This window comes from Corynebacterium afermentans subsp. lipophilum, from assembly GCF_030408375.1.
In the GTDB taxonomy this organism is placed as follows: Bacteria; Actinomycetota; Actinomycetes; order Mycobacteriales; family Mycobacteriaceae; genus Corynebacterium; species Corynebacterium lipophilum.
This window is the reverse complement of record NZ_CP046530.1, coordinates 2,045,818-2,072,760: the sequence shown is the minus strand read 5'-3', so window position 1 is coordinate 2,072,760 and position 26,943 is coordinate 2,045,818. Positions and strand designations below refer to the sequence as shown.

Here is a 26,943-nt window from a genome sequence, read left to right as displayed (position 1 = left end):
TACCTATTCTTCGTCTTTGATGGCGTGGGTGCGTCCTGGGACCTCAGTGTCGCCCTCGGCCTCTCCCAAGGGGACGCGGGTGGAGCCGAGGCCTTCCTTGACAGGGACCTTGGTGTTGGACTTTTCACGCTTTGCCATGCTCATCATGTGGTCGCGCACGGCGAGGAACGACGTCTTCGAATCCATGGTTTGGGTTTGTTGGGTGGCCATGGCTATCTCGTCGGCGGTGATTTCACCGGAGCGCAGCGAGACCATTTCGGCCCAGTAACGCAGCCATACCGCGGCGACGGCGGCGATCGGCACGGCAAGGAACGCGCCGACGATGCCGAACAGGGTGCCGCCCACGGCCACGGCGAGCAGGACCACGGCAGCGTGCAGGCCCATGGCCTGGGACTGCAGGATCGGGGAGAGGACGTTGCCCTCCAGCTGCTGCACGGCGATGATGAGGATCAGCACAAACACGGCGTTCATGAACCCGTTGGACACCAGCGCGATGATCACGGCTAACGCGCCGGCGGAGATGGCACCCACGATCGGGATGAAGCCGGCGAAGAAGGTCACCACAGCCAGCACCGGCCACAGCGGCACGCCGAGGAAGAGCAGGCCCAAACCGATGAAGACGGCGTCCACCAAAGACACGATGGCCTGGGTGCGGATGAAGCCGGACAGGGTGTTCCAGGAGCGCATGCACACCTCGGTGAGGTGCCAGCCGGCGCGCACGCCCGTGTACTTGCGTACCCAGGGCAGGAAGCGGTCGCCGTCCTTGAGGAAGAAGAACAGCAGCACGAGTGTCAACGCGAGCGTCGTGCCTACCGACGTAATCGCGCCGATGCCGGAGAACACCCCGGAGGCGATGTTCGACGCCTGACCCTTCACAAACGCGGTGGCCTGGTCCACGGCCTGCTGGATACGTTCCGGCTCGAGGAAGGTGAAGTTCTGCTCCTTGAGCCAGGCGATGATCTGGTTGATGCCTTGTTCGGCCTGGCGGCCGAGCTCGGTGCCCTGCGACTTCACGGTCGGCGCCATCGCGGCGATGATGCCGCCGAGGATGCCGAAGGTGCCGATCAGTGTGATGAACACTGCGAGGGCGGCGGGGACCTTGTGGCCCCGCATCCAGCGCACCGGCGGCCACAGCACCGTGGCAAGGATCAGGGCAAGCAGGATGGGCAGAAGGCCCATCCACACCCATTTGAGCAGGTAGAGCAGGATCGCGGTGGCGGCGACAATGATGATGAAGCGCAGCGCCCAGGCAGCGGCGGTGCGCCCGTCAGAGGCGATGATGTCGCCGCGGTCTACGGGCTCTTTGGAGAGCTCCTGGGCCGCGTCTGCCGGGGTGGGCAGCATCCGGACGTCGTCGACTGCGGTGTCGAGCGCGCCGACGTAGTCGTTGTTTTCGTGTTTAGTCACGCGCTCATTGTGCCAGAGATGCTGGTTAATGCATATGTCGTGGGAGCCGGAGGGGCGTCGTCAAGAAAAATGCACTAGACCACAAGAGGATACGAGTGTAGCGTGGGCCACAACCTGACCCTGATGTAAGAAAGGCCTGGAGATGACTGTCTACCCGAACCCCGGAACCGAAGGCTCAAACGTCAAGTACCGCGAGCGCTACGACAACTACATCGGCGGCGACTGGGTCGCCCCAGTGGACGGCGAGTACTTCGACAACATCACCCCCGTCACTGGCGAGGTGTTCTGCCAGGTCGCCCGCGGCAAAGAGGCCGACATCAACTTGGCGCTCGACGCCGCGCACAAGGCCGCGCCCGCCTGGGGCAAGACCTCCCCGGCGGAGCGCGCGATGGTGCTGCTGAAGATCGCGGACCGCATGGAAGAACACCTTGAGGAGCTCGCGGTGGCGGAGACGTGGGAAAACGGCAAGGCCGTGCGCGAGACGCTCGCCGCCGACATCCCGCTTGCTATCGACCACTTCCGCTACTACGCGGGTGCACTGCGCGCGCAGGAAGGCCGTCTGAGCCAGATCGACGAGGACACTGTCGCCTACCACTTCAACGAGCCGCTCGGCGTGGTCGGCCAGATCATCCCGTGGAACTTCCCGCTGCTCATGGCCGCGTGGAAGCTCGCCCCGGCGCTGGCGGCGGGCAACGCGATCGTGCTCAAGCCGGCGGAGCAGACTCCGGCGTCGATTCTGTACCTGATGGACCTTGTCGGCGATCTCATCCCGGCGGGCGTGCTGAACATCGTCAACGGCATGGGCGAGGAAGCGGGTGCCGCGCTGTCCGGCTCCGACCGTATTGCCAAGATCGCCTTCACCGGCTCCACCGAGGTGGGCAAGATCATCAACAAGGCCGCGGCGGACAAGATCATCCCGGTCACTCTCGAGCTTGGCGGCAAGTCCCCGGCGTTGTTCTTCGAGGACATCTTTGAAAAGGACGACGACTTCAAGAAGAAGGCGGTCGAGGGCTTCGCCATGTTCGCGCTGAACCAGGGCGAGGTGTGCACCTGCCCGTCGCGTGCGCTGGTGCACGAGTCCATCGCGGACGAGTTTTTGGAGCTCGGCGTCCAGCGCGTCAAGCAGATTAAGACCGGCAACCCGCTGGACACTGACACCATGATGGGCGCGCAAGCTTCCACCGAGCAGATGAACAAGATCCAGTCCTACCTGGAGCTTGGCCCGCAGGAGGGCGCGGAAGTGCTCACCGGCGGCGGCGTGAACACGATCGACGGCCTGGAAAACGGCCTCTACATCGAGCCGACCGTGTTTAAGGGCACCAACGACATGCGCATTTTCCAGGAGGAGATCTTCGGCCCGGTGATGTCCGTGACCACCTTCAAGGATTTCGATGAGGCCATCTCCATCGCCAACGACACCATCTACGGTCTGGGCGCGGGTGTGTGGGCGCGTTCCGGCACCACGGCCTACAAGGCTGGCCGCGCCATTCAGGCTGGTCGCGTGTGGGTGAACCAGTACCACACCTACCCGGCGCACGCGGCGTTCGGCGGCTACAAGCAGTCCGGCATCGGCCGCGAGACGCACCTGATGATGCTGGACCACTACCAGCAGACCAAGAACCTCCTGGTGTCCTACTCCGAGCAGGAGACTGGCTTGTTCTAAGCAGTTGCTTGTCGACGATGCAACCTCCGGGTACCCACGTATCCGGAGGTTTTTCTATGCGTTTGCCTGCGGAAACAAAGAAAGTTGCGCTGGGTGGGAACAACTTTGGTGCACGTGCCGTTGTTACCTATGAGTGCGACAGGCTCAAGAACGTCGCCGCCGGTGTTATAGTGGTGGCCGTCAAGTTGAGTCTGAGCACATCAACTTACTGATAAACCACTTCTCAACAGGAGGAATAACTCTTATGGCACGTGCAGTTGGTATTGACCTTGGCACCACGAACTCGGTCGTCTCTGTCCTTGAGGGCGGCGAGCCGGTTGTGATCGCTAACGCGGAGGGCTCCCGCACCACCCCGTCCGTCGTCGCTTTCGCGAAGAACGGTGAGGTTCTCGTTGGTCAGTCCGCGAAGAACCAGGCGGTAACCAACGTCGACCGCACCATCCGTTCCGTCAAGCGCCACATGGGCGAGGACTGGACTGTGGAGATCGACGACAAGAAGTACACCCCGCAGGAGATCTCCGCCCGTACCCTGCAGAAGCTGAAGCGCGACGCTGAGGCATACCTCGGTGAGGAGGTCACCGAGGCTGTTATTACCGTCCCGGCCTACTTCGAGGACGCTCAGCGTCAGGCCACCAAGGAAGCCGGCCAGATCGCGGGCCTCGATGTGCTGCGCATTGTCAATGAGCCGACCGCGGCTGCTCTGGCTTACGGCCTGGACAAGAACGAGAAGGAAGAGACCATCCTGGTCTTCGACCTTGGCGGCGGCACCTTCGACGTGTCCCTGCTGGAGATCGGCGACGGTGTCGTCGAGGTGCTGGCTACCGCCGGCGATAACGAGCTCGGCGGCGACGACTGGGACAACCGCGTAGTTGAGTGGCTCGTGGACAAGTTCAAGTCCCAGAACGGCGTTGACCTGTCCAAGGACAAGATGGCGATGCAGCGTCTGCGCGAGGCTGCGGAGAAGGCCAAGATTGAGCTGTCCTCCGCACAGCAGGCCTCCATCAACCTGCCGTACATCACGGTGGACTCCGAGAAGAACCCGCTGTTCCTGGACGAGACGCTGACGCGCACCGAGTTCCAGAAGATCACCTCCGACCTGCTGGACCGCACCAAGAGCCCGTTCAACCAGGTGGTCAAGGACGCCGGCATGTCCGTCGGCGACATCGACCACGTGGTCCTGGTCGGCGGCTCCACCCGTATGCCGGCCGTGTCCGAGCTGGTGAAGGAACTGACCAGCAAGGAGCCGAACAAGTCCGTCAACCCGGACGAGGTCGTGGCACTGGGTGCTGCCCTGCAGGCTGGCGTGCTGCGCGGCGACGTCAAGGACGTGCTGCTTCTCGACGTCACTCCGCTGTCCCTCGGCATCGAGACCAAGGGTGGCGTGATGACCAAGCTCATCGAGCGCAACACCACCATCCCGACGAAGCGTTCGGAGACCTTCACCACGGCTGAGGACAACCAGCCCTCCGTGCAGATCCAGGTCTTCCAGGGCGAGCGCGAGATCGCGTCCGCGAACAAGCTGCTCGGCTCCTTCGAGCTGGCAGGCATCGCACCGGCGCCGCGTGGCGTGCCGCAGATCGAGGTCACCTTCGACATCGACGCCAACGGCATCGTGTCCGTGTCCGCGAAGGACAAGGCCACCGGCAAGGAGAACACGATCAAGATTCAGGACGGCTCCGGTCTGTCCGACGAAGAGATCGATCGCATGATCAAGGACGCTGAGGCTCACGCCGACGAGGACAAGAAGCGCCGCGAGGAGCAGGAGACCCGCAACAACGCGGAGACCATGGCGTACCAGACCCGCAAGTTCATGGATGAAAACGGCGAGAAGCTGCCGGAGGACATCAAGGGCCGCGTGACCGAGGCTGCCGATGCTGTGGACGAGGCACTCAAGGGCGAGGACCTGGATGCCATCAAGTCCGCAGTGGAGAAGCTCAACACCGAGTCCCAGGCAATGGGCACTGCGCTCTACGAGGCTCAGGCGAACGAGGGTGCAACCCAGGCCGACGCTGCCGGTGGCGACGACAACGTGGTCGACGCTGAGGTTGTCGAGGACGACGACGCAACCGATTCCGATAACAAGTAAGGAGGCGACGTCTGATGACGAATCCGCACGATGAGCAGATGCCCGACAACCCGGGCGCTCCGGAGGCCACGGACCCCGAGTACGTGTCCCCCGACCAGGCGGAAACCCTCGCCGACGAGGCTGCTGAGTCCGAGGCGCTTGCGACGGACGAAGACCCTCTCTTAGCCGCGGACGCGGAGCTCGAGGACGCCGCGAAGATCGCGGAGAACGAGATCGACCCGGACGCAGACGGCGACGGCGCAGTCAGCGACATCGAGCTGCAGCTGGCGGAGCGCACTGAGTCGCTCCAGCGGGTCAGTGCCGAGTACGCGAACTACCGTCGCCGCACCGAGCGTGAGCGTGGCGAGCTGGCCAACACTGCCAAGGCGAAGTTCGCCACGCAGCTGCTGCCGCTTTTGGACGACCTGGATCTGGCCGAGCAGCACGGCGACTTGGAGCAGGGCCCGCTGAAGGCCTTTGCCGACAAGTTCCGCTCGATCGTTGCCGGCCAGGGCATCAAGGAGTTCGGTGCCGAGGGCGACGCGTTCAACCCGGAAATCCATGAGGCAGTGCAGGACCTCTCCCAGGGCGACACCAAGGCCGTGGGCACGGTGCTGCGCAAGGGCTACATGATCGGAGACCGCCTGGTGCGCAACGCCATGGTGATCATCGCCGATCCGGCCGAGCCTGCCGAGCCGGCCGGCGAGCCAGAAACCGACACAACCGAGTAGGTAAATCGCTCGGATGGAAGGGCCGGGGAATGAGGTAGCGCGGACCCACGCGGCCTCGTCCCCGGCCTTTGTACTTAGATAAATTAGTGAACAAACTTTAGCGAGACAGACTCAATACTCTTTGTAGAGGAAAGGAGGGTGCGAGATGGCTATGCAACAAGAATGGGCCGATAAGGACTATTACGGCGACTTGGGCGTGAGCTCGTCGGCAAGCGCTGCAGACATCAAGAAGGCATACCGCAAGCTCGCACGCGAAAACCACCCCGACTCGAACCCCGGCAACAAAAAGGCGGAGGAGAAATTTAAGCGGGTGGCCGAGGCGTACGACGTTGTCGGCGACGAACAGAAGCGCAAGGAATACGACCAACTGAAATCCATGATCAGCTCGGGCGGCTTCGGCCGGTTCGGGCGGGGAGGAGGATCCGGCTTTCCGGGCGGGTTTCGCGGCACGGAAACGGAATTCGACCTCTCCGACATCTTCGGATCAGCCGCTGATGGACAAGCTGGAGACGGCGGCCTTGGTGATATCTTCGGTGGCTTCTTTGGCGGCCGCGGCGGTGCTGGCAGGAACGCTCGGCCGTCGCGGGGGGCCGACGTCGAAACGGAAATAACCCTCGACTTCAGCGAGGCCGCCAAGGGCACGACCATCCCGGTCGAGCTCACTGGCGAAGCGCCGTGCACCACCTGCCACGGCTCCGGCTCCAAGGACGGCAAGACGCACACCTGTCAGATGTGCTCCGGCTCCGGCTACATCCGCGAGAATTCCGGCGCCTTCGGCATGGCGCGTCCCTGCACGAACTGCGGCGGCACCGGCGAGATCATCGAGGACCCGTGCGACACCTGCGGCGGCACCGGCACTGTGCGGCGCACCCGCTCGATTACCGTGCGTATCCCCGCCGGCGTGATCGACGGGCAGAAGGTGCGCCTGGCAGGCCAAGGTGAGGCGGGCCCGAACGGCACACCCGCCGGTGACCTGTTCGTCACCGTGCACGTGCGCAACGACGAGGTGTTCACCCGTTCAGGCGACGACCTCGAGGTCACTGTCCCGGTTGCGTTCTCCGAGGTCGCCCTCGGCGCAACCATTACGGTGCCGACCCTGGACAACCCGGTGAAGGTGAAGGTTCCGGCTGGCACCCCGAACGGGCGCACCCTGCGTGTGAAGGGCCGCGGTATCCCGAAACGCTCCGGCGCCGCCGGCGACCTGATGGTCACCGTCGAGGTGAAGGTGCCCAAGGACCTGGATCCGTCCGCCACCTCTGCGCTGCGCGCCTACGCCCAGGCTGAGAAGGACTCCGGCTTCGACCCGCGCGCCGGGTGGGCCGGGCTCTAGCCCAGGAAGGAGGTGTAGACGATGGATGAACAACAGGAGTACTTTGTCATCTCCGTCGCCGCTGAGCTGACCGGCATGCACGCGCAGACTCTGCGCACCTACGACCGGCTCGGCCTGGTCACGCCGATGCGCACCAAGGGTGGCGGCCGCCGCTATTCGCGGCGCGACATCTCCATGCTGCGCCGCATCCAGCACCTCTCTCAGGAGGAGGGCGTCAACCTCGCCGGCATCAAGACGATCATCGAGCTCACCCAGCAGATCGAGGATCTCCAGGACGAACTGGAAACCCAACGCGGCCACAACGAAGAGCTGCGCCAGAAGTTGCAGACCGGTACTCGCCGCGGCGGTGAGCTGGTGCACGTGCCGCGCTCCACGGCGGTGGTCACGTGGGAGCCAGCTGCTTCTCGACGCCGCCGGCGCAGCGCACGGTAGCGCCGGCCCCCTTGGTCTAGCCGTCTCGCGCAAAGGTCGAGTCCGGGAGGTCGAGTAGGCCCGTGTTTTGGGGCGAACTCGACCTCCCGGACTCGACCTTCGCGGTAGCGCAACCAAAAGTGCCCCGGGCTGTTCACACGGAACAGTCCGGGGCACTACTCGCTTTGGCGCATCGAAGCGGTCTGCCGCGAAATTAGCGGCGGGTGGTCACAACCTGCTTCTCGTCGCGGTTGAGCACGGAGCGTGCACCGGCGGCGCCAGCGAAGCCGGAGATCACAGCGCCGATGAGGAGGCCGGCGAAGGTCCACCAGGTGCCTGCCGCGGCGTCATCCGAGTACTCATTGTAGGTCTCGCGTGCCTGGTCAGCGGCGTTGTTGGCGGCGTCCCGGGCCTGGTTCTCGGCGTTGTTGATGTCCTCCTGGCTGATGCTGTCCTGTACGGAGGTTGAGGCATCCTCAGCGTCCTGGCGGGTCACGTTGGCTGCGTTACCGGCGGTTTCAGCGACGGTGCCGGTGACGTCGCCGAGCACGGCACCCAGACCGCCGACCACGGAGGAGCCGAGCCAGCCAGCCAGGATCAGGGAGGCGATCAGGGAGGTCGCCCAGGTGCCCAGGCCGTGGAACAGGCCAGCGCGAACGCCGAGGGTACCGGAGACGTAACCCGCGGCGGCGAAGGCTACGGCCAGGGAGATCAGGGCGAAGATGCCGGTGGCCAGGCCGCCGGAGCCCTGCAGGCCCATGGCAGCAGCGCCGACGCCGAGCAGGATCATGATGGCCAGGAAGGTCACCACGCCGGCGAAGATTGCGCCCCAGGAGACGTTGCCGTTGGACACCTCGGTGGAGTCGGTGCCGATCCAGGCCTCCTGGCCGAGGTGCTGGTCTTCGTCGGCGACGGTCTCGGCGCGCACGGCGGTGCTTGCGGAGGCCGGCGCGGTGCGGCGGGCGGTGCGCTCAACGCGGCGCGGGTTCTGCGGGGAAGTCATAGATGTAAGCCTTTCTTGATGGGATCAATGACAACTCCCGCAACGATACGAGATAGGTACGACCTTTGGGTCGCGTTTTGATAACACTTGGCTCACGGAATGGGAGCGACGATAAGCCTCTGCCTATCGACTCTCCCTCGCCCACACCTCGCGCATACGCAAAACGCCCGCGCGGTGAACACGTGAGCGCGGGCGTTTGTGCTTTGAAAATTCGAAACGCTTCCTAGCCATGGAGGGCTAGGGGCCTTTTGAAGCCTCCACAACACTACATATGTCGATGTGTTTCCGCATTGGGGAGGCTACCGAGCCGGACTTAACCGCCGAACTCGATGGCTGCGGCGCCGCCAATGTGGCGGAGGTTGGACTTGGCCAGGTTGAACAGGCGACCGACGCCACCCTCGAGGAAGGCGGTGCGGGCACCGGACTTGGTGAAGCCCTTCATCATGTCCCAGGTGATTCCCGGCGGCAGGGAGAGCGCCTCCGGGTCGGTGACGATGTCCACGAGCACCGGGCCGTCGTAGGCCAGGGCCTCCTTGAGCACCGGCTCGAGGTCGTCCGGGTCCTCGATGCGGAAGGACTTGATACCGACACCCTTGGCAATCTCGGCGTAGTTGGCTTGCTCGTGGTCGGTGCCGAAGTACGGCATGCCGGCCACCATCATCTCCAGCTTCACCATGCCCAGCGAGGAGTTGTTGAAGCAGATCACCTTCACCGGCAGCTGGTGCAGCTTGATGGTGAGCAGCTCGCCCATGAGCATGCCCAGCCCGCCGTCGCCGGACCAGGAGATGACCTGGCGGTCCGGGAACGCCGCCTGCACGCCGATCGCCATCGGCAGCGCATTCGCCATGGTGCCGTGGAGGAAGGAGGCTGCCTCGTCGCGCTTGCCGTTCGGGGTGAGGTAACGCGAGGACCACACGTTGCACATGCCGGTGTCGACGGTGAAGTACGCGTCGTCGTCCGCGAGCTTGTCCAGCACGGATGCGGCGAGCTCCGGGTGGATCGGCTTCTTGGACTCGACAGCCTTGGAGGTGTAGCTCTTCACCACGTGGTCCAGCAGCTGGTAGTGGCGCTTGAGCATCTTGTCCAGGAACTTGCGGTCGGACTTCTCCTCGATGTGAGGGAGGATGTTCTCGATGACGCTCTTGACGTCGCCGACAACCGGATAGTCCACCTTGGTGCGGCGGCCGATGTGGGTGCCGTCGATGTCGATCTGCGCGACGTTCTCGTCCGGCAGCCAATCGGTGTACGGGAAGTCGGTGCCCACCATGATGAACAGGTCGGACTCTTCCATCGCGTCCAGGCAGGCGCCGTAGCCGAGCAGGCCGGACATGCCGACGTCATACGGGTTGTCGTACTCGTAGTACATCTTGCCGCGGAAGGAGTGGCCGATCGGGGATTTGATCTTCTCCGCCAGGGCGAAGACCTCGTCGCGGGCGTCGCGTGCGCCGTAGCCACAAAACAGGGTGACCTTGTCGGCCTTGTTAATCGCCTCCACCAGGCGGGCGGCCTCGTGCGGGTCCGGGTAGACGCGCTTGTTGGCGCCGGTGGCGTAGACGGAGTCCGCGGTGTGCGGGCCCTCGGCGGTGTCGGCGGCGAAGACGTCGCCAGGCACGACCATCACGGACACGCCGTTGCCTGCCAGGGTGTTCTGCAGGGCGTTGTGCAGCACGCGCATGCCCTGGTCCGCCTCGTGGACTACCTCGCAGTAAGAGGAGCACTCCTGGAACAGAAGCTCCGGGTGGGTCTCCTGGAAGAAGGAGGAGCCGATCTCCATGGTGGGGATGTGCGACGCAATGGCCAGCACCTTCGCGCCGTTGCGGTGGGACTCGAATAGGCCCTGCACGAAGTGGGTGTTGCCCGGGCCGCAGGAAGCGCCGCACACGGCGAGCTCGTCGGCGGCCAGGGAATCGGCACCGGCGGCGAACGCGGCCGCTTCCTCATTGCGTACGTGCACCCATTCGATGTCGCTCTGGCGCACGGCGTCGGACAGCGGGTTGAGCGAATCGCCCACCAGGCCGTAAATGCGTTTGACGCCTTGGTCCTCTAGGCGCTTGACCACTTGTTCTGCGAAATTGGGCATTGTCTACCTATATCTCCTGATTAGTCGTTTCATTCAACGTGCGCCATGGTAACGACATTTACGCAGCTGGGTCGGCGCGCTGTTGCAAAGCAGACAGAAACGCGGGGTCTGTGAAGTAGTCGGTGTGCCCGCCTTTGACCCCTGGCACGCGCTCGCCGCCCCACCCCACGTACGACGGCGACGCCCCGAGCGCCGCCGTCGGCCCGGAGCGCAGCAGCAGGATCGGGTCGGCGGGGGAATCCACCACGTGCACCGTCGCTTCAGGCCCAGCCAGGGTCAGCTCCGAGACGTGTTCGCCCGAGACGCCTGCGCTGCCCAGGATCCACAGGTCGTCCGCGAGCAACCCGTGCTGATGCGCCGCCTTCGTGGCTAAAAGCGTGCCGTAGCTATGGGAGATCACGGTCTTCTGTGCGTCAGGGAAGCGCTCCTCTAACGCGGCCTGGAACATTGCAAGGTCGTCCGCGCCGGCGTGGGCGCGGTGGGGCGAGGCTGCGTCTGTGAGCAGCGGGGGAGGGGCGTAGCCCTGCCACACCACCACCGCGGCCCCGGTCTGTTCCGACAGCATCTGGGCTTTCTCCAGCTCGCCCGGCAGCTTCGAAGGCTTGCCGGTGGTCGCACCCGCAACCAATGTGATCACTCTTGATGGGTCCACCGCGTCGCCGACTAGAACCGTGGTTGCAGTCGGACCGGCCTCGAGGATCACGCCGCCTGCGTCTTCCACTGCTGCCATCGTGGACGCTGGCACCGTCTGCGCGTGCCGGGCGTGCAGCGATTCGAAGGACTCGTCCGGGTGGTCGAACAGCGGGTCGTAGTCCTGCTCCTTGCCGGCCGCGTCCAACAGGGTCCGTGACAGCCTCAGATCCAGCATCATGGACATTCCGTTGAGCCACAGCACGACGCGTGAATGGGCGGAGATGCCGATGAACTCGGCGGCCTCGTCCAACTGCTGCTGCAGACCGGCGGCGGCGAGCAAGGTCATCGACGCCTGCTCCAGCCGCACAGCACTGGCGGCAAGCGCCGCGTTGTAGCTGGCCAGCCTCGCAGAAGACGCTTCGAACGCGGGTCCGCGGAACCCGGAATCCGCAATGACGGCGGCTGAATGCGGCGCGTGTTCCGCGCGCTCCCGCGCACCGGCAGCTGCCAATTTGGTGGCGGCTGCCGCGGCGAACAATTCGGACGTGGACAGTGCTGGTTTGTACGTCACGGCGTGAGCTCCTTGCCGAATCGGGCGTCCGTCTGCTCCACTATGGACGCAAAGGCGGCGACGTCGTGGAGGTGGGTGTCCAGGCGGGACGTGACATCGTCGACAAGCAAATGCTCAACGTCCTGCAACGATGTGAGCGCGGACGCGGAGCGCGAGGGGCTCAAATGGGCGGTGGGAAGGGTGGTGAAGCTGCGGATGCAGCTGCGGGCGGCGGGTGCGGTGTCTGTGGTCAGTTGAAGAAATGTCATGCAACGAACCATCCGCGAACGCAACAGTCGACGCAATATCCCAATCCAAATCTGTGGATAACTCTCTTGAGACGCACCTAGAGTTATCCACATGAAGATCGGAGTTATCCACATGAAGATCGCGCTATTGCAAATTGCCTCCGGCGACGACAAGATGAAAAATTTGTCCGCCGTCGAACCGCTGGTCCGCGACGCCGCCACTCAAGGCGCTACGCTGATCGTTTTGCCCGAGGCCACCAGCCAGGCGTTTGAGCAGGGGCGGCTGGATACGCAGGCAGAGGAGCTGGACGGTCCGTTCGCCACAGGGCTGAAAAAGCTTAGCGACGAGCTCCGCGTCACCATCGTCGCCGGCATGTTCCGCCCCGCGGACACGAACACCGTGAACGGCAAGGAGTACAACCGCGTCTACAACACCGCGCTGATCACCGGCGGCGGGGTGCATAAGGGATACGACAAGATCCACACGTACGACGCCTTCAACTACAGGGAATCGGACACGGTGCGCCCCGGCGACACGTTGGTCACGTTCGAACACGACGGCGTGACCGTGGGGGTGGCCACCTGCTTTGACATCCGCTTCCCGGAGCAGTTCCAGGCGCTCGCTCAACGTGGCGCGAAAGTGGTTGTGGTGCCCACGAGCTGGGCGGATGGTCCGGGCAAGGTGGAGCAGTGGCGCATCCTCACCGTCGCGCGTGCGCTGGATGCCGGGGTGTTTATCGCGGCCGCTGACCAGGCCCGCCCGGACTTCGAGACCAAGGCCGGGGAGCCGTCAGGGCCCACCGGCGCGGGCCACTCTGTGGTGGTGGCGCCGACGGGCCAGCGGCTTGCGGAGGCCGGCTACGGGCCGGAGACGCTAGTGGTGGACATCGACCCGGCGGACGCCACCGAGGCGCGCAAGGAGCTGCCGCTGGCGGAGATTCGGGAGCACAGCGTTATTCGCTGAACCACTCCGGCGCCGCATCGGGGGCGACGGTCTGCACGTCTTGCGCCCCGGCGACCTTCAGTGCAGCGGCCAGGCTCACCGCCCGCTCCTGCTGCGCGCACACGATCACCTCGCGGCCCCACCACATGCCGGCGCCAGAGGCCACCTGCTCCAGCGACGCGCCCACACGCGACTGCGCAATCCACGTAATGTCCAGCCAGTTTTGGGCCTTGGCCAGCGCCTCCAGCGCAGCAGTGTCGTACCACTCGCCGGGCTCGCGCGCGCCAACTACCAGGTGCACCTCCGGCGGATCGGGCTGCTCCAGACAGTGGAACACCAGCGCCTTCGCCGCAGCGAAACCGCCCTCGGCGGCAACCAGGAGCAATTGCTTGTCGACGGCCTCACGCAGCCCACCGCGCGCCGCCCCCAACGTCAACCAGTCGCCCGGCTCCAGCGGAATGTCGCCGGGTACGTGGAACTCCAGCTGCCCGAGCGGGTTGGACGGCAGCGCAGGGACCAAGCCGGTCCACTCGCCGGGACGCTTCGGCGACATCACGGGGATGACCTGGCCGGGGGAGTACGGAACCGGCGTGCCAGCCTCTAGGCGCACCACCTGCACCTCGCCGTGGTGCGCCACGTTGGTCACCTGGGCGGCGGTGGCGGCGGGCACACCGGCGTAGTCGGCCTGTGAGGCGGTATCGCGCATGAGCTCGGCCGCGTCGGATAGCGCGGTGCAGTCGGCTTCGGCGTCAGCGCCTTCGTCGATAAGCATCTGCACAGCGTTGGGGTACTCCTCGGCCGGAAACCCTGTGCGACGCAGATCCAGTGCCAGCGCCTTCAGCTCGTCGCGGACTTCCTCGGCGGGGCGTTCGAGCACGGCGAGGGCGGCGCGCAAAAGTAAAGGCGGCATCTCGTCTCCAGGCGGCAGCATCATCTCTGCCTGTGGATACGCCTCGGAGAAGCGGGCGCGCCACGCGCGGCTGACCTGCGGGCCGTGGGTGCGCAACGTCTGCGCAAAGGGGTCGGAAGGCATAAAAGCAGGTTACCTAGCGGCTGTGGGCTAAAGTTGCACCCGGTTGAAATGTGATAAGTGGATAGAAAAGAGGTGCTGTGGTGGAATTCACCCCGTATACGCTGCTCACGGACATCGGCTGGATATCGGTCCTGCTCATCGTCGGCAATATTCTGCGCAACCGGCTGAAGGTGCTGCAGGCGCTGCTGCTGCCTGCCCCGATCACCGCAGGCCTGCTCGGCCTGCTGCTGGGCGACGAGGTGCTGGGCGTGATCCACTGGTCTGACCAGGTGGGCACGTACACCACGCTGTTGATCGCGGTGGTGTTCGCCTCCATGGCGTACTCGATGGAGCTCGGCGGCTCCGTCGCCTCCGGCGCCCGCAACATGTGGGGCTATTCCACCGCTATGTTCATGGGCCAGTGGGGCCTGTTCATCCTGCTCGGCTTGTACGTGTTTGCGCCGGTGTTCGGCACCGAACCGTGGTTCGGCATGATGCTGCCGGTCGGCTTCGTCGGCGGCTTCGGCACCGCGGCGGCCGTGGGTTCCGCACTCGAAGAAATCGGCGTGGAAGGCGCGTCCTCCATCGGCTTCACCTCCGCCACCGTGGGCACTCTCGTGGCCATCGTCGGCGGCGTGATCATGGCCAACTGGGGCATCCGCAAGGGCAAGTCGTCCCAGCTCGCCGGCACCCTGCCCGACGACCTGCGCACCGGCTACATCCACAACGAAGACGAGCGCCCCTCGATCGGCAAGGCCACCACCAACCCCTCGTCCATCGAGCCACTGGCGCTGCACGCCGGCTTCATCGCGTTCACCGTGCTCATCGCGTACATGGTCAACAGCTTGATCAAGGACCAGTGGCCGAACGTGTCCATCCCGCTGTTCGCCATGGCATTCGTCATCGGGCTCATCGGCCGCCTGGTGCTCAAGCTCGTCGGCCGCCCGAACTACCTGGACAGCTCCACCATCAGCTCCGTTTCCGGCGCCGCCACGGACTACATGATCGCCTTCGGCATCGCCTCCATCGTGCCCGCAGCGCTGGCGGGCTACTGGCAGGCGCTCGTGCTCATCTTCGTGCTGGGCACCCTGTTCTGCGTGGTGTGGATGTTCTGGGCCGGCCCGACGTTCTTCGGCGAGAAATGGCTCGAGCGCGGCCTGTTCGGCTGGGGCTGGGCCACCGCCGCAGTGGCCACCGGCATCGCGCTGCTGAAAATGGTGGACCCGAAGCTCAAATCCGGCACGCTCAACGAGTACGGCGTGGCCTACGTCGGTTTCGCCCCGTTCGAAATTGGCACCACCATCATCGCGCCGATCGCGGTGATCGCCGGCTTTACCGCCATTTTCGGCTGGATTGCGTTCGCAATCGCGGTCGGGGTGGTCGTGCTGGCTTACGTGATGAAGTGGATACCGGTCAAGAGATCGTCGTAAAGCTTGATGCTTATCACGGGCGGTTACGTAGCGCAGTAGGAATATACTGCTGCCCGGCAAGCCAGGAAGCTGCTGCAGGGTTTAGCGAATTCATCAATCGGAGCCAGACCCTGTGGTACCGCAAGAGCTCCCTGGAATCGGGTAGCGGTTCCAAGTGGCTCGCCCGGTTTCGAGCGAATCGCACTGTGTTTGCCCACCGATAGATGACTGAATGATTTGCGTATCGAAATGGAGAACCTGCCCTCGCATTAAAAGCGTTGCTCAGCGCCTCATTCCAGAGCCTCATCCTTGGGTTGTTGGGGGACGACACTTGAGGCTGAGGGAGTAAGAAGAGCCATGCCCCGAAGGGAAGCGCTGCTACAAGATCGTCATGCGTGGGGTTCGTTTTCCTGGCGGAGCCATCCTCTCCGAGTAATGCAGGCGCAGCTTTCTTCCATAAAGGCTGCCTGTTGGTTGGCGAGATAATTTGCTTGAGTTTGGGTGCGGGGTCTATCAACCAATCTCGTGAATAGGAGCTTGACCTACCTGGCTCGTGTACAGGCTCAGTTTCGTTCCAGCTTTGGAGCCTCGTGTCGATGCTGTTTCGCAGCTGCACTTCAACAATTCCGGTTGTGGCAGTGACGGCGCCGGCCATCGTAATGTTCCATAAGTACAGCTTCAGCGCCTTCGCTTCGGATCCTCCTGCAGCAGCCCGGTAGGTGTCGAACCGTGCATCGGACAAGGCATTGGTGATTGCTGAGATAGTTTGCGCCTGCACGGTGCCATGTATACACTTTCAGGTACAAGACGGGTTAAAATCCGGTATCAATAAGAATCCCCGCTGGGCATCACGCCCAGCGGGTTTCTTTTTGTTGGTGACCGGTACCCGGGGTTTGCGCGGGTCTTTGCGCCCCGACTGCTGAGACACTCGCACTGGACTCTTATAGTCCTGCCCCATTTGAGCTAACCCCGCGCAACTTTTTTGCCGTTGACAGGAACAGACTCAACTTCTTGTGCGTTACACCTAGTGCGAAACAAACATTAGGCAAGAAAGGACCATGGAATCATGGCGAACAAGTACACGCAGAAGACACAGGAGGCCCTGCAGCAGGCGCAGATGCGCGCCTCCGCCGCCGGCAACCCGGAGATGCGCCCGGCACACGTGCTTGAGGCGCTTTTGAAGCAGGAAGACGGCATCGCCGCCCCGGTGCTCAAGGCCACCGGCGTGGACCCGGAGACGGTCGCCCGCGAAGCCGGCGAGCTGATTAGCGGCTACCCCAGCGCGCAGGGCCAGAACATGGCTAACCCGGGCATCAACCGGGACCTGCAGGTCGCGCTGAGCACGGCACAGGATCTCGCGGGCGAGCTTGGTGACGAGTTCGTTTCCGCCGACGTCCTGCTCGCTGGCATCGCGAAGGGCAACGACGACGCCGCTGAGCTTTTGACCAAGCGCGGCGCCACCTACGAGGCGCTGAAGGAAGCCTTCCCGTCGGTGCGCGGCGGCAAGACCGTCACCTCCGAGAACCCTGAGGACCAGTTCCAGGCGCTGGCGAAGTACTCCACCGACCTGACCGCGCGTGCGCGCGAGGGCAAGATCGACCCGGTGATCGGGCGCGATTCGGAGATCCGCCGCGTGGTGCAGGTGCTTTCCCGCCGCACGAAGAACAACCCGGTACTCATCGGTGAGCCGGGCGTGGGCAAGACCGCGATCGTGGAGGGCCTGGCCCGCCGCATCGTGGCCGGCGACGTGCCGGAGTCACTCAAGGGTAAGACGCTGATCTCGCTGGATCTGGGTTCCATGGTCGCCGGCGCGAAGTTCCGCGGCGAGTTCGAGGAACGCCTGAAGGCCGTCCTGGACGAGATTAAGGAGTCCAACGGGCAGATCATCACGTTCATCGACGAGCTGCACACCATCGTCGGCGCCGGTGCCTCCGGCGATTCCGCGATGGATGCCGGCAACATGATCAAGCCGCTGCTCGCCCGCGGTGAGCTGCGCCTGGTCGGCGCGACCACGCTGGACGAGTACCGCCAGTACATCGAGAAGGACGCCGCCCTAGAGCGCCGCTTCCAGCAGGTGTACGTGGGCGAGCCGACGGTGGAGGACACCATCGGCATCCTGCGCGGGTTGAAGGAACGCTACGAGGTGCACCACGGCGTGCGCATCCAGGACTCCGCGCTGGTGTCGGCGGCGGAGCTGTCCAACCGCTACATCACCAACCGCTTCCTGCCGGACAAGGCCATCGACCTGGTCGACGAGGCCGGCTCGCGCCTGCGCATGCAGATCGATTCCTCCCCGCAGGAGATCGACGAGCTCGAGCGCATCGTGCGCCGCCTGGAGATCGAGGAGATTGCCCTGCAGAAGGAATCCGACGCCGCCTCCGCGCAGCGCCTGGAGCACCTGCGCGAGGAGCTCGCGGACCAGCGTGAACGCCTCGGCGAGATGAAGGCGCGCTGGGAAAACGAGAAGGCGGAGGTGAACAAGGTCCAGTCCGCGAAGGAGGAGCTCGAGCGCCTGCGCAACGAGTCCGAGATCGCGGAGCGCGAGGGCGACTACGCCAAGGTTTCCGAGCTGCGCTACGGTCGCATCCCGGAACTCGAAGCCGAGGTTGCGCACGCGGAATCCGAGGCCAGCAACAAGACCATGCTGGAAGAGGAGGTCACCCCGGACATCATCGCGGACGTCGTGTCTTCCTGGACCGGCATCCCGGCCGGTAAGATGATGCAGGGCGAGACGGAGAAGCTGCTGAATATGGAGTCCGTGCTCGGCGAGCGCGTCGTGGGGCAGAAGGAAGCCGTCGTCGCGGTCTCCGACGCGGTGCGCCGCTCCCGTGCCGGTGTGGCTGACCCGAACCGCCCGATCGGCTCCTTCCTCTTCCTCGGCCCCACCGGCGTGGGTAAGACGGAGCTGGCCAAGTCGCTCTCGGAGTTCCTCTTCGACGACGAGGCGGCCATGATCCGCATCGACATGTCCGAGTACGGCGAGAAGCACTCCGTCGCCCGCCTGGTCGGCGCCCCTCCGGGATACGTCGGCTTCGATGCCGGCGGCCAGCTCACTGAGGCCGTGCGCCGTCGTCCGTACTCGCTCGTGCTTTTCGACGAGGTCGAGAAGGCGCACCCGGACGTTTTCGACGTGCTCCTGCAGGTCCTGGACGAAGGGCGCCTCACCGACGGCCAGGGCAGGACGGTGGACTTCCGCAACACCGTGGTCATCCTCACCTCTAACCTGGGCGCCGGCGGCAACCGCGAGCAGATCATGGAGGCGGTGAAGCACCACTTCAAGCCGGAGTTCATCAACCGCCTCGACGACGTGGTGGTCTTCGACCCGCTGAGCCAGGACCAGCTTGTCGGCATCGTGGACATCCAGCTTGAGGGTCTGGCCGAGCGTCTCGCCGCCCGCCGTCTCGTGCTGGACGTGTCGGATTCCGCGAAGTCCTGGCTGGCCGAGCGCGGCTACGACCCAGCCTACGGTGCCCGCCCGCTGCGCCGCCTGATTCAGCAGGCCATCGGCGACCGCCTGGCCAAGAAGCTGCTGGCGGGCGAGATCGTCGACGGCGACACCGTCCACGTGGACGTCGCCGACGGTGGCGAGGGCCTGGACGTCACCGCGAGGTAGTCCAGACCTACGGTTCTAGATCAAGTCGGTTGTCTGCCTGGCGCGGCTAACCAGATCAAGTCGGGCGTATTTGATAAAAGGCCAGCCTGACGGCCACTGCCCCGAACCGAGGTGAAGAATCTCGGTCGGGGTTTTGTGCGTCCGGAGGTCATCTTTCGGGCTGAGGAGGTAGATGACGTAGCGGCCGCCCGTGTCGTATCCGTTGCCGAGGCCGTAGCGCATCGCCGCCGCAACTTTCTTGTCCCGCTGGTCCCCGTTTGTCAGCCGATTCGCTTCCTCTCTTGACCACTCCACAGGGACGATGATGTCTTCGATCTGGGGAAAGATTTGGGGGATGTGTGGGCGAGATTGCATGGAACAGAAGGTGGATTGGTTGCCGTTGAGGTCGGCGTCGTAGCGCGGTAGGTAAAAACCCAGATGACTGATTTCTTGGCCGATGTGGCTCGACTGTTCCAAGATGACTGCCGCTTTTTGGTGGTAGCAGTCAAACAGTGGGTATTTGAATCGCTTGCCAGGTGAAGCCGATCTATTTCGCGTCGAAGGAAGGATGGCAGTGTCTGACTCCGATTCGACGTGCGGACGATTCCGCATCACTTCCGTCACCCTGGAGAGCCGGTGTACCCATTTCACGGCGTCCTCGTCTATCCAGCCAGTGAGCCTCTCGATTTTTCGCATTTCAACCTCAGGGTGGAAGCGCAGTAAAGAATCCTGGTGCGAACAGCGGTTTCTGAGCTCCTTCAAATCCTCCAGGGCTTGTGCAACTAGAAGGCGATCCGGTTGGCCAGGAAACACACGGTGAAGATGCTCATCCCAAAGTTTCGCTACCCGGAAGTCTTTAGAGCTGACCAGGCTTGTCCAGAATCCAAGATTCAATTGGGAGGTCACGTCATCTTCGGTGGGAGCGATTTTGCGTTTATTGTTGGTCATCCGTTCAGCTACTGCGCCAATTGAGTCGTTATTGGGAAGAGTCCAAGGAAACGCGAGCGGATGAATCCGCTCCAGCTCGCGCATCATGGAATTCCTCAAGAGCACTTCCACGTGGTGAATCACTTCAGACAACGCAGCAGATACGGCAGCGTTCAACTCATAAAGTTCCCAGGCGAGGTCTTCGTCACCGGACGTTTGAGCCAGGTAAGGGGCGAGTCGCGCATGCGACACCCATTCAATCTTTCGCTGCAAAAGTCCCTCCCAAACCAATTGCAATGTCCCCAATGAGCTAATACTCTAACAGCCAGACCGTCGAACGACCTTGTCTTCGGCGGTGAGGACTCTGTTGAAGCAGATTGAATGCTTGCAGGGTCCTCTATTCGTTTGAGTGGATATGCAGAGGTAGATAATGGGTGCATGACCCAACTCGTGCATACCCCGGAAACGCTGGCTAACGCGCTTCCGGCCGGCCCTATCTCACTCGTTCCCACCATGGGTGCGCTGCATATCGGCCACCTCGCCCTCGTCCGCGCCGCCAAGGCGCTGGGCAACCCCGTGGTGGTGAGCATCTTCGTCAACCCGCTGCAGTTCGCGCCGGGCGAGGACTTGGAGAAGTATCCGCGGACGTTGGCTGAGGACGTCGAAAAGCTTGAGGCCCTCGGCGTCGACGCTGTGTTCGCGCCGGCGCCGGAAACGATGTACCCGCACGGCCCGCGCACCACGATCCAGCCCGGTTCGCTCGGCGGGGTGTTGGAGGGCGCAACTAGGCCCACGCATTTCGCGGGCGTGCTCACGGTGGTGGCGAAGCTGTTCGCGCTGACCGGTGCCTCGGACGCGTTCTTCGGTGAGAAGGACTACCAGCAGCTCGCGCTGATCCGTCAGATGGTGGATGACCTGCACCTTCCCGTGCGAATCCACGGCTGCCCGATCGTGCGCGACACCGACGGCCTGGCGCTTTCCTCGCGCAACCGCTACCTCTCCGCCGAGGAGCGCGCTACCGCCCTGGCCATCCCGCGCGCGCTGGCAACCGGCAGCCTCTCGGAAGCGCGCTCGCTTCTCGACGCCACCAAAGGCCTCCACCTCGACTACCTCGTCGCCACCGCCCCCGACATGTCAGATCTGTCAGAGGGGTACACGGGTCCAGCGCGCCTGCTCGTGGCGGCGAAGGTCGGCGCGACCCGGCTGTTGGACAACGCCCCGATCGAGCTCTAGCGCGGCGGTGTGCTTGCGCCACGCCACGCCACTCCGCCCGCCTCGATTCGCAAACCCTGGGATCCTCAGCCTGGGAATGGCCGATTTTTGCACGAACCCAGGGTTTGGCTCCCAGGGTCTGTGCAAAGGAGCTGCACGGCCCGGGACCCCCACCCGCCTAGAACGTGTGCTCGCCGGCTGGGAACTCGCCGGTGTGCACGGCGCGCTTGTAGTCCGCGGCCGCGGCGGCCAGATCCGCGCCCACCGAGCCGAACTTCCGCACGAATTTCGCGCGGTGGTCGCCGGTGGGGATGTCCGCCATGTCGTGCCAGACCAGGACCTGGGCGTCGGTGCCTGCACCTGCGCCAATGCCGACGGTCGGGACGGGGCACGAGGCGGTGAGCTCCGTCGCCAAGTCCGCGGGCACCATTTCGAAGACCACCATGTCGGCGCCGGCCTCGACTACCGCGTTGACGTCGTCACGCAGCTGATCGGCCCCGGCGTCGCGGCCCTGGACCTTGAACCCGCTCAGGTTGTCCACGGACTGCGGGGTGAAGCCGACGTGGGCGCACACCGCAAGGCCTGCGTTTTTCAGCGACCGGATGCGCGGGGCGATCCGCACGCCACCTTCAAGCTTCACCATGTGGGCGCCGGTGCGGCTGATCAGGTTGGTGGCGGTGCGGACGCATTGCTCGTCGCTAGCCTCGTAGCTCCCGAACGGCAGATCCATGATCACCAGTGCGTTTCCCGCGCCGCGCACGACGGCCGCGCCGAGGAATGCCATCTCGTCTACGGAGACCTGGTTTGTGGTGTCGTAGCCGTAGACCACGTTGGCCGCGGAGTCGCCGACCAGGAGACACTCGATGCCGGCTTCAGCGAAGACACGGGCGGTGGCGTAGTCGTAGGCGGTGAGCATCGCCCACTTCTTGCCGGCGGCTTTCTTGCGCGCGAAGTCCGCGACGCGCACTTTCTTGGTGGGGGCTAAGTATCCAGTCACGCATGCAGTCTAGGCCGACACTTCTATAGCCCGGCCAAATACCAAAATGTTATCTGCGGCTCCATTCGCGGTTCGATGTGATGTGTACCATATGACTTGTAACTGCATTTCGTCGGAAAGGAGTTCCCATGTCCACCCCAACAGCAATGCGCGCGGCAGTGGCCGAACAGTTCGGTCCCAGCGTCAATGTCAAAGAGATCGATCTGCCAAAACCAGGCCCGTTCCAGGCACTGGCTAAGCTTCACGCTTCCGGGATCTGCCACACCGACCTCCACGCGGTTGAAGGGGATTGGCCCGTCAAACCGCAGCCGCCATTCGTGCCGGGGCACGAGGGCGTGGGCGAAATTGTGGAGCTCGGGCCAGGAGAGCATTCGGTGAAGGTGGGCGACATGGTTGGCAATGCCTGGCTGTGGTCCGCGTGCGGTGAGTGCGAGTTCTGTCGCACGGGGCGTGAAACGTACTGCAAGCAGGCGGAATACGGCGGATACACCCAGAACGGCTCGTTTGGTGAATACATGCTGGTGGACACCCGCTACGCGCCGCGCATCCCTGAAGGGGCGGACCCGGTTGAGGTTGCTCCGATCCTGTGCGCGGGCGTGACTGTGTACAAGGGCTTGAAAGAAGCGGACACCAAGCCTGGGCAGTTCATGGTGATCTCCGGTGTTGGCGGACTCGGCCACGTTGCGGTGCAGTACGGCGTGGCCATGGGCATGCGCGTCATCGCTGTAGATATTGCGGACGACAAGCTTGAGCTGGCCAAGCAGCTGGGCGCCGAGTTCACAGTGAACGCAAAGACCACGGACCCAGGCGAGGCAGTCCAGGAGTACACCGACGGTGGCGCTCACGGCGTGCTGGTCACCGCAGTGCACCCGGACGCGTTCGGGCAGGCGATTGCGATGTGCCGCTCCAACGGCGCCATCGTCTTCAACGGCCTGCCGCCGGGGGAGTTCCCGGCGCCGATTTTCGACATTGTCCTGCGCGGCATCACCATCCGCGGCTCCCTGGTGGGCACCCGCCAGGATATGGCGGAAGCGCTGGACTTCTACGCGCGCGGCGAGGTTAAGCCGCACGTGACCGCTTGTGAGCTGGATGATGTCAACGAGGTGTTTGAGAACATGCGCAACGGCAAGATTGCTGGCCGTATGTCGATCAAGTACTAGACTGCCCTGCATGCAGGCATCCACCACTATCCTCACCCGCGTTGCCATTCCGGGCGTTGAGAGCGAGCAGCTGCAGGCGCACCAGATTGGGCAGAATCATTTTGTGGTGGCGAGCGTTCCGTTCGTGGATACGACGCTCGCGATGGGCGACATCGTTGAGTGCGTGACGGTGGGCGGGGCGTTCCATGTGGATCGGGTGGTGGTGCGCGGCGGCGCGTCGACGGTGCGCGTGCTGCCGGAGGATCCGGAGGGACTGGATCTGGATGAGATTGCCGGCACCCTGCTGGCGTTCGGTTGCCGGGTGGAGCTCGGCCCGGGCGGCATGCTCGCGGCCAGCATCGGCGCGGACTGTCCGCGTGAGGGGATCACCGAGTGGCTCAGTGGCCTGGAGGAGCAGGGCACGATCCAGCTCGCTCCCGGGTACATGGCGTAAAACACCGTTACACTTGCGGCCATGAGCGTGTTTGTCTCCGCCGCTGAACTCAACGAGCGAATCCAGACTGGCCAAAAACAGACCATTATCGCCGCGCTGTGGGAGCCGAAAGACGGCAAAGCGTGGTCAAAATTCCAATCTGAGCACATCCCGACGGCGCTTTACTGCGACCCGTCGGTGCAGCTTGCCGGCTTGCCCGGCCGCGCGGTGGGCCGTAACCCGATGCCTGGCCTCGACGTTGTCAGGAAAGCAGCCGCGAGCTGGGGCATCGAGGAAGGCCGCCCGGTGTACATCTACGACGGCGGCAATGGCCTGTTCGCCGCCCGCGCATGGTGGATTTTGCGCTGGGCGGGTGTGCAGGACGTGCATATTCTCGACGGCGGCTTCGCCACCTGGGACGGCGAAGGCTTCCCCACGGTCGCGGGCCCGGGAGGCATCGTCGTCCCACGCGGCGTCGAGCTCACCGAGGGCAACCTGCCGTCCGCCACAATGGCAGACGTCAGAGCATTTGAGGGATTGCTTATCGACGCCAGAGGTGCCCGCCGTTTCCAGGGTCTCCGCGAAATCCTGGACCTGCGCGCCGGGCACATCCCGGGTGCGCGGAACTTGCCGGTCAACGACCTGTTCGATCCGGAGAGCCACAAGGTGAAGGACACCGACACGATCCGCGACCGCTTCTCCCAGCTGGGCGTCACCCAGAACACGGACCCGGCCGGTGTGATCACCTACTCCGGCTCCGGTAACCACTCCGCGCTGCTGCTGGCCGCGATGGAGCACGCCGGCCTGCCGCTTTTGACGCACTACGTAGGCGGCTGGTCCCAGTGGAGCGCGAACCGCGACAACCCGGTGGCGACGGACATTTAGTGTCGGGCCGCGCGGTAGCATAGTCCGCGATGGTCATCCTGCTGTTCGTTCTCGCACTCGTGGCGCTGCTCGCCGCCGTGGCGCTGTTCGCGTCGGACTCCCGTGAGCGCAGCACACACCCCGAAAAACCCGCCAAACCCGCCAAGCCCAGCAAACGCGCCCGCCGCGCCTGGGCCCGCGAGCACGGCTACGCCTTTGCGTCCAGCGACGACATGCTGGCCAGCGAGTGGTCGCGCGGCGCCGCCGCCGGGGGAGCGCCCGCCCGAAACGTTGCCACCGGCGCCGCCTACGGGCACGACGCGCACGTGGCGGACCTGGGCGAAGCCACCGTCATCGCCATGGGCACCGGCGCCGAAACCAGCGCCGTGGTGGATTTCCGCCGCACGGATTTCGCGGCGGAAGGCTCCGTCGATCTGGTGGAGCTGGATACGCACCATGGGTTCACGTGTTTTGCGACGCAGGCGGGGGCGGGCCGGAGGTTCGTCGATAGGCGAGTGCTCACCGCACTCGAGCAACTTCCCGCCGCCGTGCAGGCAGTCTGGTTCGAGGGCGCGTGGGCCATTGCCCAGCTGGGCCGCGACGCCACCCCGCAAGATTGGGACGCCACCCTCGCGCCCCTGGCGCTGCTCGCGGATGCGGCCCGGACGCTTCCGCCTATCGACGACACCCCGCTGCACCTCCCATTCCCCACCCGCGAAATCCCAGGACACGCCCCCGCGGCGGCGCCAGAGGCGGCGGACGAGCCGGTGATGCAGCGCCCGGAGGACCCCGTGGAGCTGCCCACCCGCACCACCGGTGGCGAGCGCGGCGAGGTGGCAGACCACACCATCGGCGGCGACGACGTGGAAGCCATCGCCGGCGACGAGCGTCGCGTGGTGGACCTGACCCGGGTGCGCCGCATGCAGGGCCCGAGCTCAATTTTCGACGATAAGGAGTAAAACGATGAAAGAAAAACTCGCTGATCTGGTCAAGGAGCTGGCAGTGGTGCACGGCAAGGTGACCCTGTCTTCGGGCAAGGAGGCGGACTACTACGTGGATCTGCGCCGCGCGACGCTGCACCACGAGGCCAGCCCGCTGATTGGCCAGCTGCTGCGCGAGCTCACGGACGACCTGGATTTCGACGCCGTCGGCGGCCTCACCCTGGGCGCCGACCCGGTGGCCACCGCCGTCATGCACGCCCCCGGCCGCCCGATCGACTCCTTCGTGGTGCGCAAGGAAGCGAAGAAGCACGGCATGCAGCGCCGCATCGAGGGTCCGTCCATCAAGGGCAAGCGCGTGCTGGTGGTCGAGGACACCACAACCACCGGCAACTCGCCGCTGACCGCCGTCGAGGCTTGCCGCGAGGAGGGCGCTGAGGTGGTCGCGGTGGCCACCGTCGTCGACCGCGCGACCGGTGCCGACCAGGTGCTCCGCGACGCCGGCCTGGAGTACCGTTTCCTCCTCGGACTCGAAGACCTCGGCCTTGCCTAACTCGCCTAACGTGTCCAACTCGTCCAACGATGAGCTCCGCGGCCCCACCGAGTGGAACGAGGGCCGCCACGGTGTTGGCCCCTGGGAAGGTCAGTGGCCCGAAGACCCCCGCTACGACCCGGAGTTTCTCCGCGACGGCGACCGCCGCAACGTCGTTGACGCGTACCGCTACTGGTCGCTGGATGCGGTCGTCGAGGACCTTGACCAGCGCCGCCACCCCTTCCACGTGGCCATCGAGAACTTCGAAAACGACATGAACATCGGCACCGTCGTGCGCACCGCCAACGCCTTTCTGGCCCGCGAGGTGCACATTGTCGGGCGCAAGCGGTGGAACCGGCGCGGCGCCATGGTCACGGACCGCTACCAGCACATCCGCCACCACGAAACGGTTGCCGACCTCATGGAATGGGCCGCCGCGGAGGGGATCCCGGTAGTCGCTATCGACAACACTCCAGGCTCCGTGCCGCTGGAGACCGCCGAGCTTCCCCGCGAGTGCGTCCTGCTGTTTGGTCAGGAGGGACCAGGCGTAACCGAAGCCGCCCAGCAGGCGGCGGTGATGACCTGCTCGATCGCCCAGTTCGGCTCCACCCGGTCCATCAACGCGGGGGTGGCCGCCGGCATCGCCATGCACGCCTGGGTCCGCCAGCACGCGGATCTCTCCCAGGCGTGGTAGCGGTGGGCCTTCCTATCTGGGCGGCCAGATTTGCGCATATTTCGGTTAGTCGGGCGGTCGAAAGCCCTAAAACCCGCCAGAACCGGTGAAACAAAACCGGCGCCTCTGGCAATATAGGTACGAACCGTTT

The 26,943-nt window shown here is 64.5% G+C and carries 23 protein-coding genes; 15 read left to right on the top strand and 8 right to left on the bottom strand.

Features of this window, described 5'->3' with window-relative positions; translation table 11 throughout:
- Positions 1 to 3: 3 nt before the first annotated feature.
- Positions 4 to 1,407: an AI-2E family transporter gene (locus tag CAFEL_RS09890; RefSeq protein ID WP_353959469.1), complete on the bottom strand. Its 1,404-nt coding sequence runs from the start codon at positions 1,405 to 1,407 to the stop codon at positions 4 to 6.
- Positions 1,408 to 1,549: 142 nt separating this feature from the next.
- Between CAFEL_RS09890 and exaC the strand changes: the two genes are divergently transcribed.
- The 5 genes from exaC (at position 1,550) to CAFEL_RS09865 (ending at position 7,628) form a co-directional block, all read left to right on the top strand.
- The gene (gene exaC / locus CAFEL_RS09885) at positions 1,550 to 3,070 is read left to right on the top strand and encodes an acetaldehyde dehydrogenase ExaC (RefSeq protein WP_194560613.1); all 1,521 of its coding nucleotides are present in this window, start codon (positions 1,550 to 1,552) and stop codon (positions 3,068 to 3,070) included.
- Between the two features lie 244 nt (positions 3,071 to 3,314).
- Entirely contained in the window at positions 3,315 to 5,156 is a 1,842-nt protein-coding gene (gene dnaK / locus CAFEL_RS09880) for a molecular chaperone DnaK (RefSeq protein ID WP_194560614.1), read from the top strand.
- Between the two features lie 14 nt (positions 5,157 to 5,170).
- Positions 5,171 to 5,866, top strand: a complete 696-nt coding sequence (gene grpE, locus CAFEL_RS09875; protein WP_194560615.1) for a nucleotide exchange factor GrpE — start codon at positions 5,171 to 5,173, stop codon at positions 5,864 to 5,866.
- Between the two features lie 145 nt (positions 5,867 to 6,011).
- The gene (gene dnaJ / locus CAFEL_RS09870; protein ID WP_194560616.1) at positions 6,012 to 7,196 is read left to right on the top strand and encodes a molecular chaperone DnaJ; all 1,185 of its coding nucleotides are present in this window, start codon (positions 6,012 to 6,014) and stop codon (positions 7,194 to 7,196) included.
- A 21-nt stretch (positions 7,197 to 7,217) separates the two neighbouring features.
- The gene (locus tag CAFEL_RS09865; protein WP_194560617.1) at positions 7,218 to 7,628 is read left to right on the top strand and encodes a heat shock protein transcriptional repressor HspR; all 411 of its coding nucleotides are present in this window, start codon (positions 7,218 to 7,220) and stop codon (positions 7,626 to 7,628) included.
- A gap of 193 nt (positions 7,629 to 7,821) precedes the next feature.
- On the opposite strand, the gene CAFEL_RS09860 is transcribed toward CAFEL_RS09865, so the two are convergent.
- From CAFEL_RS09860 to CAFEL_RS09845, 4 genes are all read right to left on the bottom strand, one after another.
- Positions 7,822 to 8,610 (bottom strand): hypothetical protein, encoded by a 789-nt coding sequence (locus CAFEL_RS09860; protein WP_194560618.1) that lies wholly within the window; start codon positions 8,608 to 8,610, stop codon positions 7,822 to 7,824.
- Positions 8,611 to 8,923: 313 nt separating this feature from the next.
- Entirely contained in the window at positions 8,924 to 10,690 is a 1,767-nt protein-coding gene (locus CAFEL_RS09855; RefSeq protein ID WP_194560619.1) for a pyruvate dehydrogenase, read from the bottom strand.
- Positions 10,691 to 10,748: 58 nt separating this feature from the next.
- Positions 10,749 to 11,894 carry an alpha/beta hydrolase gene (locus tag CAFEL_RS09850; RefSeq protein ID WP_194560620.1) on the bottom strand — a complete coding sequence of 382 codons (1,146 nt, stop codon included), beginning with the start codon at positions 11,892 to 11,894 and terminating at the stop codon, positions 10,749 to 10,751.
- Complete coding sequence (locus CAFEL_RS09845) at positions 11,891 to 12,142, bottom strand: hypothetical protein (RefSeq protein WP_194560621.1); 252 nt, start codon at positions 12,140 to 12,142, stop codon at positions 11,891 to 11,893. The genes CAFEL_RS09850 and CAFEL_RS09845 overlap by 4 nt, the downstream gene beginning before the upstream one ends.
- Positions 12,143 to 12,254: 112 nt before the next feature.
- On the opposite strand from CAFEL_RS09845, the gene CAFEL_RS09840 reads away from it, so the two are divergent.
- Positions 12,255 to 13,085, top strand: coding sequence for a carbon-nitrogen hydrolase family protein (locus CAFEL_RS09840; RefSeq protein ID WP_194560771.1), 831 nt, complete (start codon positions 12,255 to 12,257; stop codon positions 13,083 to 13,085).
- On the opposite strand, the gene CAFEL_RS09835 is transcribed toward CAFEL_RS09840, so the two are convergent.
- Positions 13,075 to 14,097: a ferredoxin reductase domain-containing protein gene (locus CAFEL_RS09835; protein ID WP_194560622.1), complete on the bottom strand. Its 1,023-nt coding sequence runs from the start codon at positions 14,095 to 14,097 to the stop codon at positions 13,075 to 13,077. The two genes, CAFEL_RS09840 and CAFEL_RS09835, sit on opposite strands and share 11 nt — an antisense overlap.
- A gap of 80 nt (positions 14,098 to 14,177) precedes the next feature.
- On the opposite strand from CAFEL_RS09835, the gene CAFEL_RS09830 reads away from it, so the two are divergent.
- Together CAFEL_RS09830 and clpB are read left to right on the top strand one after the other, a co-directional pair.
- Positions 14,178 to 15,506, top strand: a complete 1,329-nt coding sequence (locus CAFEL_RS09830; RefSeq protein ID WP_194560772.1) for a sodium/glutamate symporter — start codon at positions 14,178 to 14,180, stop codon at positions 15,504 to 15,506.
- A 1,045-nt stretch (positions 15,507 to 16,551) separates the two neighbouring features.
- Positions 16,552 to 19,098, top strand: coding sequence for an ATP-dependent chaperone ClpB (clpB, locus tag CAFEL_RS09825; RefSeq protein ID WP_194560623.1), 2,547 nt, complete (start codon positions 16,552 to 16,554; stop codon positions 19,096 to 19,098).
- A gap of 15 nt (positions 19,099 to 19,113) precedes the next feature.
- Here clpB and CAFEL_RS09820 read toward each other — a convergent pair whose 3' ends face one another.
- Positions 19,114 to 20,277, bottom strand: coding sequence for a hypothetical protein (locus tag CAFEL_RS09820; RefSeq protein ID WP_194560624.1), 1,164 nt, complete (start codon positions 20,275 to 20,277; stop codon positions 19,114 to 19,116).
- A gap of 165 nt (positions 20,278 to 20,442) precedes the next feature.
- On the opposite strand from CAFEL_RS09820, the gene panC reads away from it, so the two are divergent.
- The gene (gene panC, locus CAFEL_RS09815) at positions 20,443 to 21,237 is read left to right on the top strand and encodes a pantoate--beta-alanine ligase (protein WP_194560625.1); all 795 of its coding nucleotides are present in this window, start codon (positions 20,443 to 20,445) and stop codon (positions 21,235 to 21,237) included.
- 157 nt (positions 21,238 to 21,394) lie between these two features.
- Here panC and panB read toward each other — a convergent pair whose 3' ends face one another.
- Positions 21,395 to 22,213 (bottom strand): 3-methyl-2-oxobutanoate hydroxymethyltransferase, encoded by an 819-nt coding sequence (panB, locus tag CAFEL_RS09810; protein WP_194560626.1) that lies wholly within the window; start codon positions 22,211 to 22,213, stop codon positions 21,395 to 21,397.
- A 128-nt stretch (positions 22,214 to 22,341) separates the two neighbouring features.
- On the opposite strand from panB, the gene adhP reads away from it, so the two are divergent.
- Genes adhP through CAFEL_RS09780 form a run of 6 tightly spaced genes read left to right on the top strand, consistent with a single transcriptional unit; the run spans position 22,342 to position 26,813 of the window.
- Positions 22,342 to 23,373, top strand: a complete 1,032-nt coding sequence (gene adhP, locus CAFEL_RS09805) for an alcohol dehydrogenase AdhP (RefSeq protein ID WP_194560627.1) — start codon at positions 22,342 to 22,344, stop codon at positions 23,371 to 23,373.
- Positions 23,374 to 23,383: 10 nt separating this feature from the next.
- The gene (locus tag CAFEL_RS09800) at positions 23,384 to 23,806 is read left to right on the top strand and encodes a DUF4265 domain-containing protein (RefSeq protein WP_194560628.1); all 423 of its coding nucleotides are present in this window, start codon (positions 23,384 to 23,386) and stop codon (positions 23,804 to 23,806) included.
- Positions 23,807 to 23,827: 21 nt separating this feature from the next.
- Positions 23,828 to 24,670 carry a sulfurtransferase gene (locus CAFEL_RS09795; protein WP_070844436.1) on the top strand — a complete coding sequence of 281 codons (843 nt, stop codon included), beginning with the start codon at positions 23,828 to 23,830 and terminating at the stop codon, positions 24,668 to 24,670.
- A gap of 29 nt (positions 24,671 to 24,699) precedes the next feature.
- A complete protein-coding gene (locus CAFEL_RS09790) occupies positions 24,700 to 25,608 on the top strand; it encodes a TtfA family protein (RefSeq protein ID WP_194560629.1) in 909 nt (302 codons plus the stop codon).
- 4 nt (positions 25,609 to 25,612) lie between these two features.
- Positions 25,613 to 26,140, top strand: coding sequence for an orotate phosphoribosyltransferase (pyrE, locus tag CAFEL_RS09785; RefSeq protein ID WP_063938960.1), 528 nt, complete (start codon positions 25,613 to 25,615; stop codon positions 26,138 to 26,140).
- A complete protein-coding gene (locus CAFEL_RS09780) occupies positions 26,133 to 26,813 on the top strand; it encodes a TrmH family RNA methyltransferase (RefSeq protein ID WP_228496444.1) in 681 nt (226 codons plus the stop codon). Before pyrE ends, CAFEL_RS09780 begins: the two co-directional genes overlap by 8 nt.
- The last annotated feature ends 130 nt before the right edge of the window (positions 26,814 to 26,943 follow it).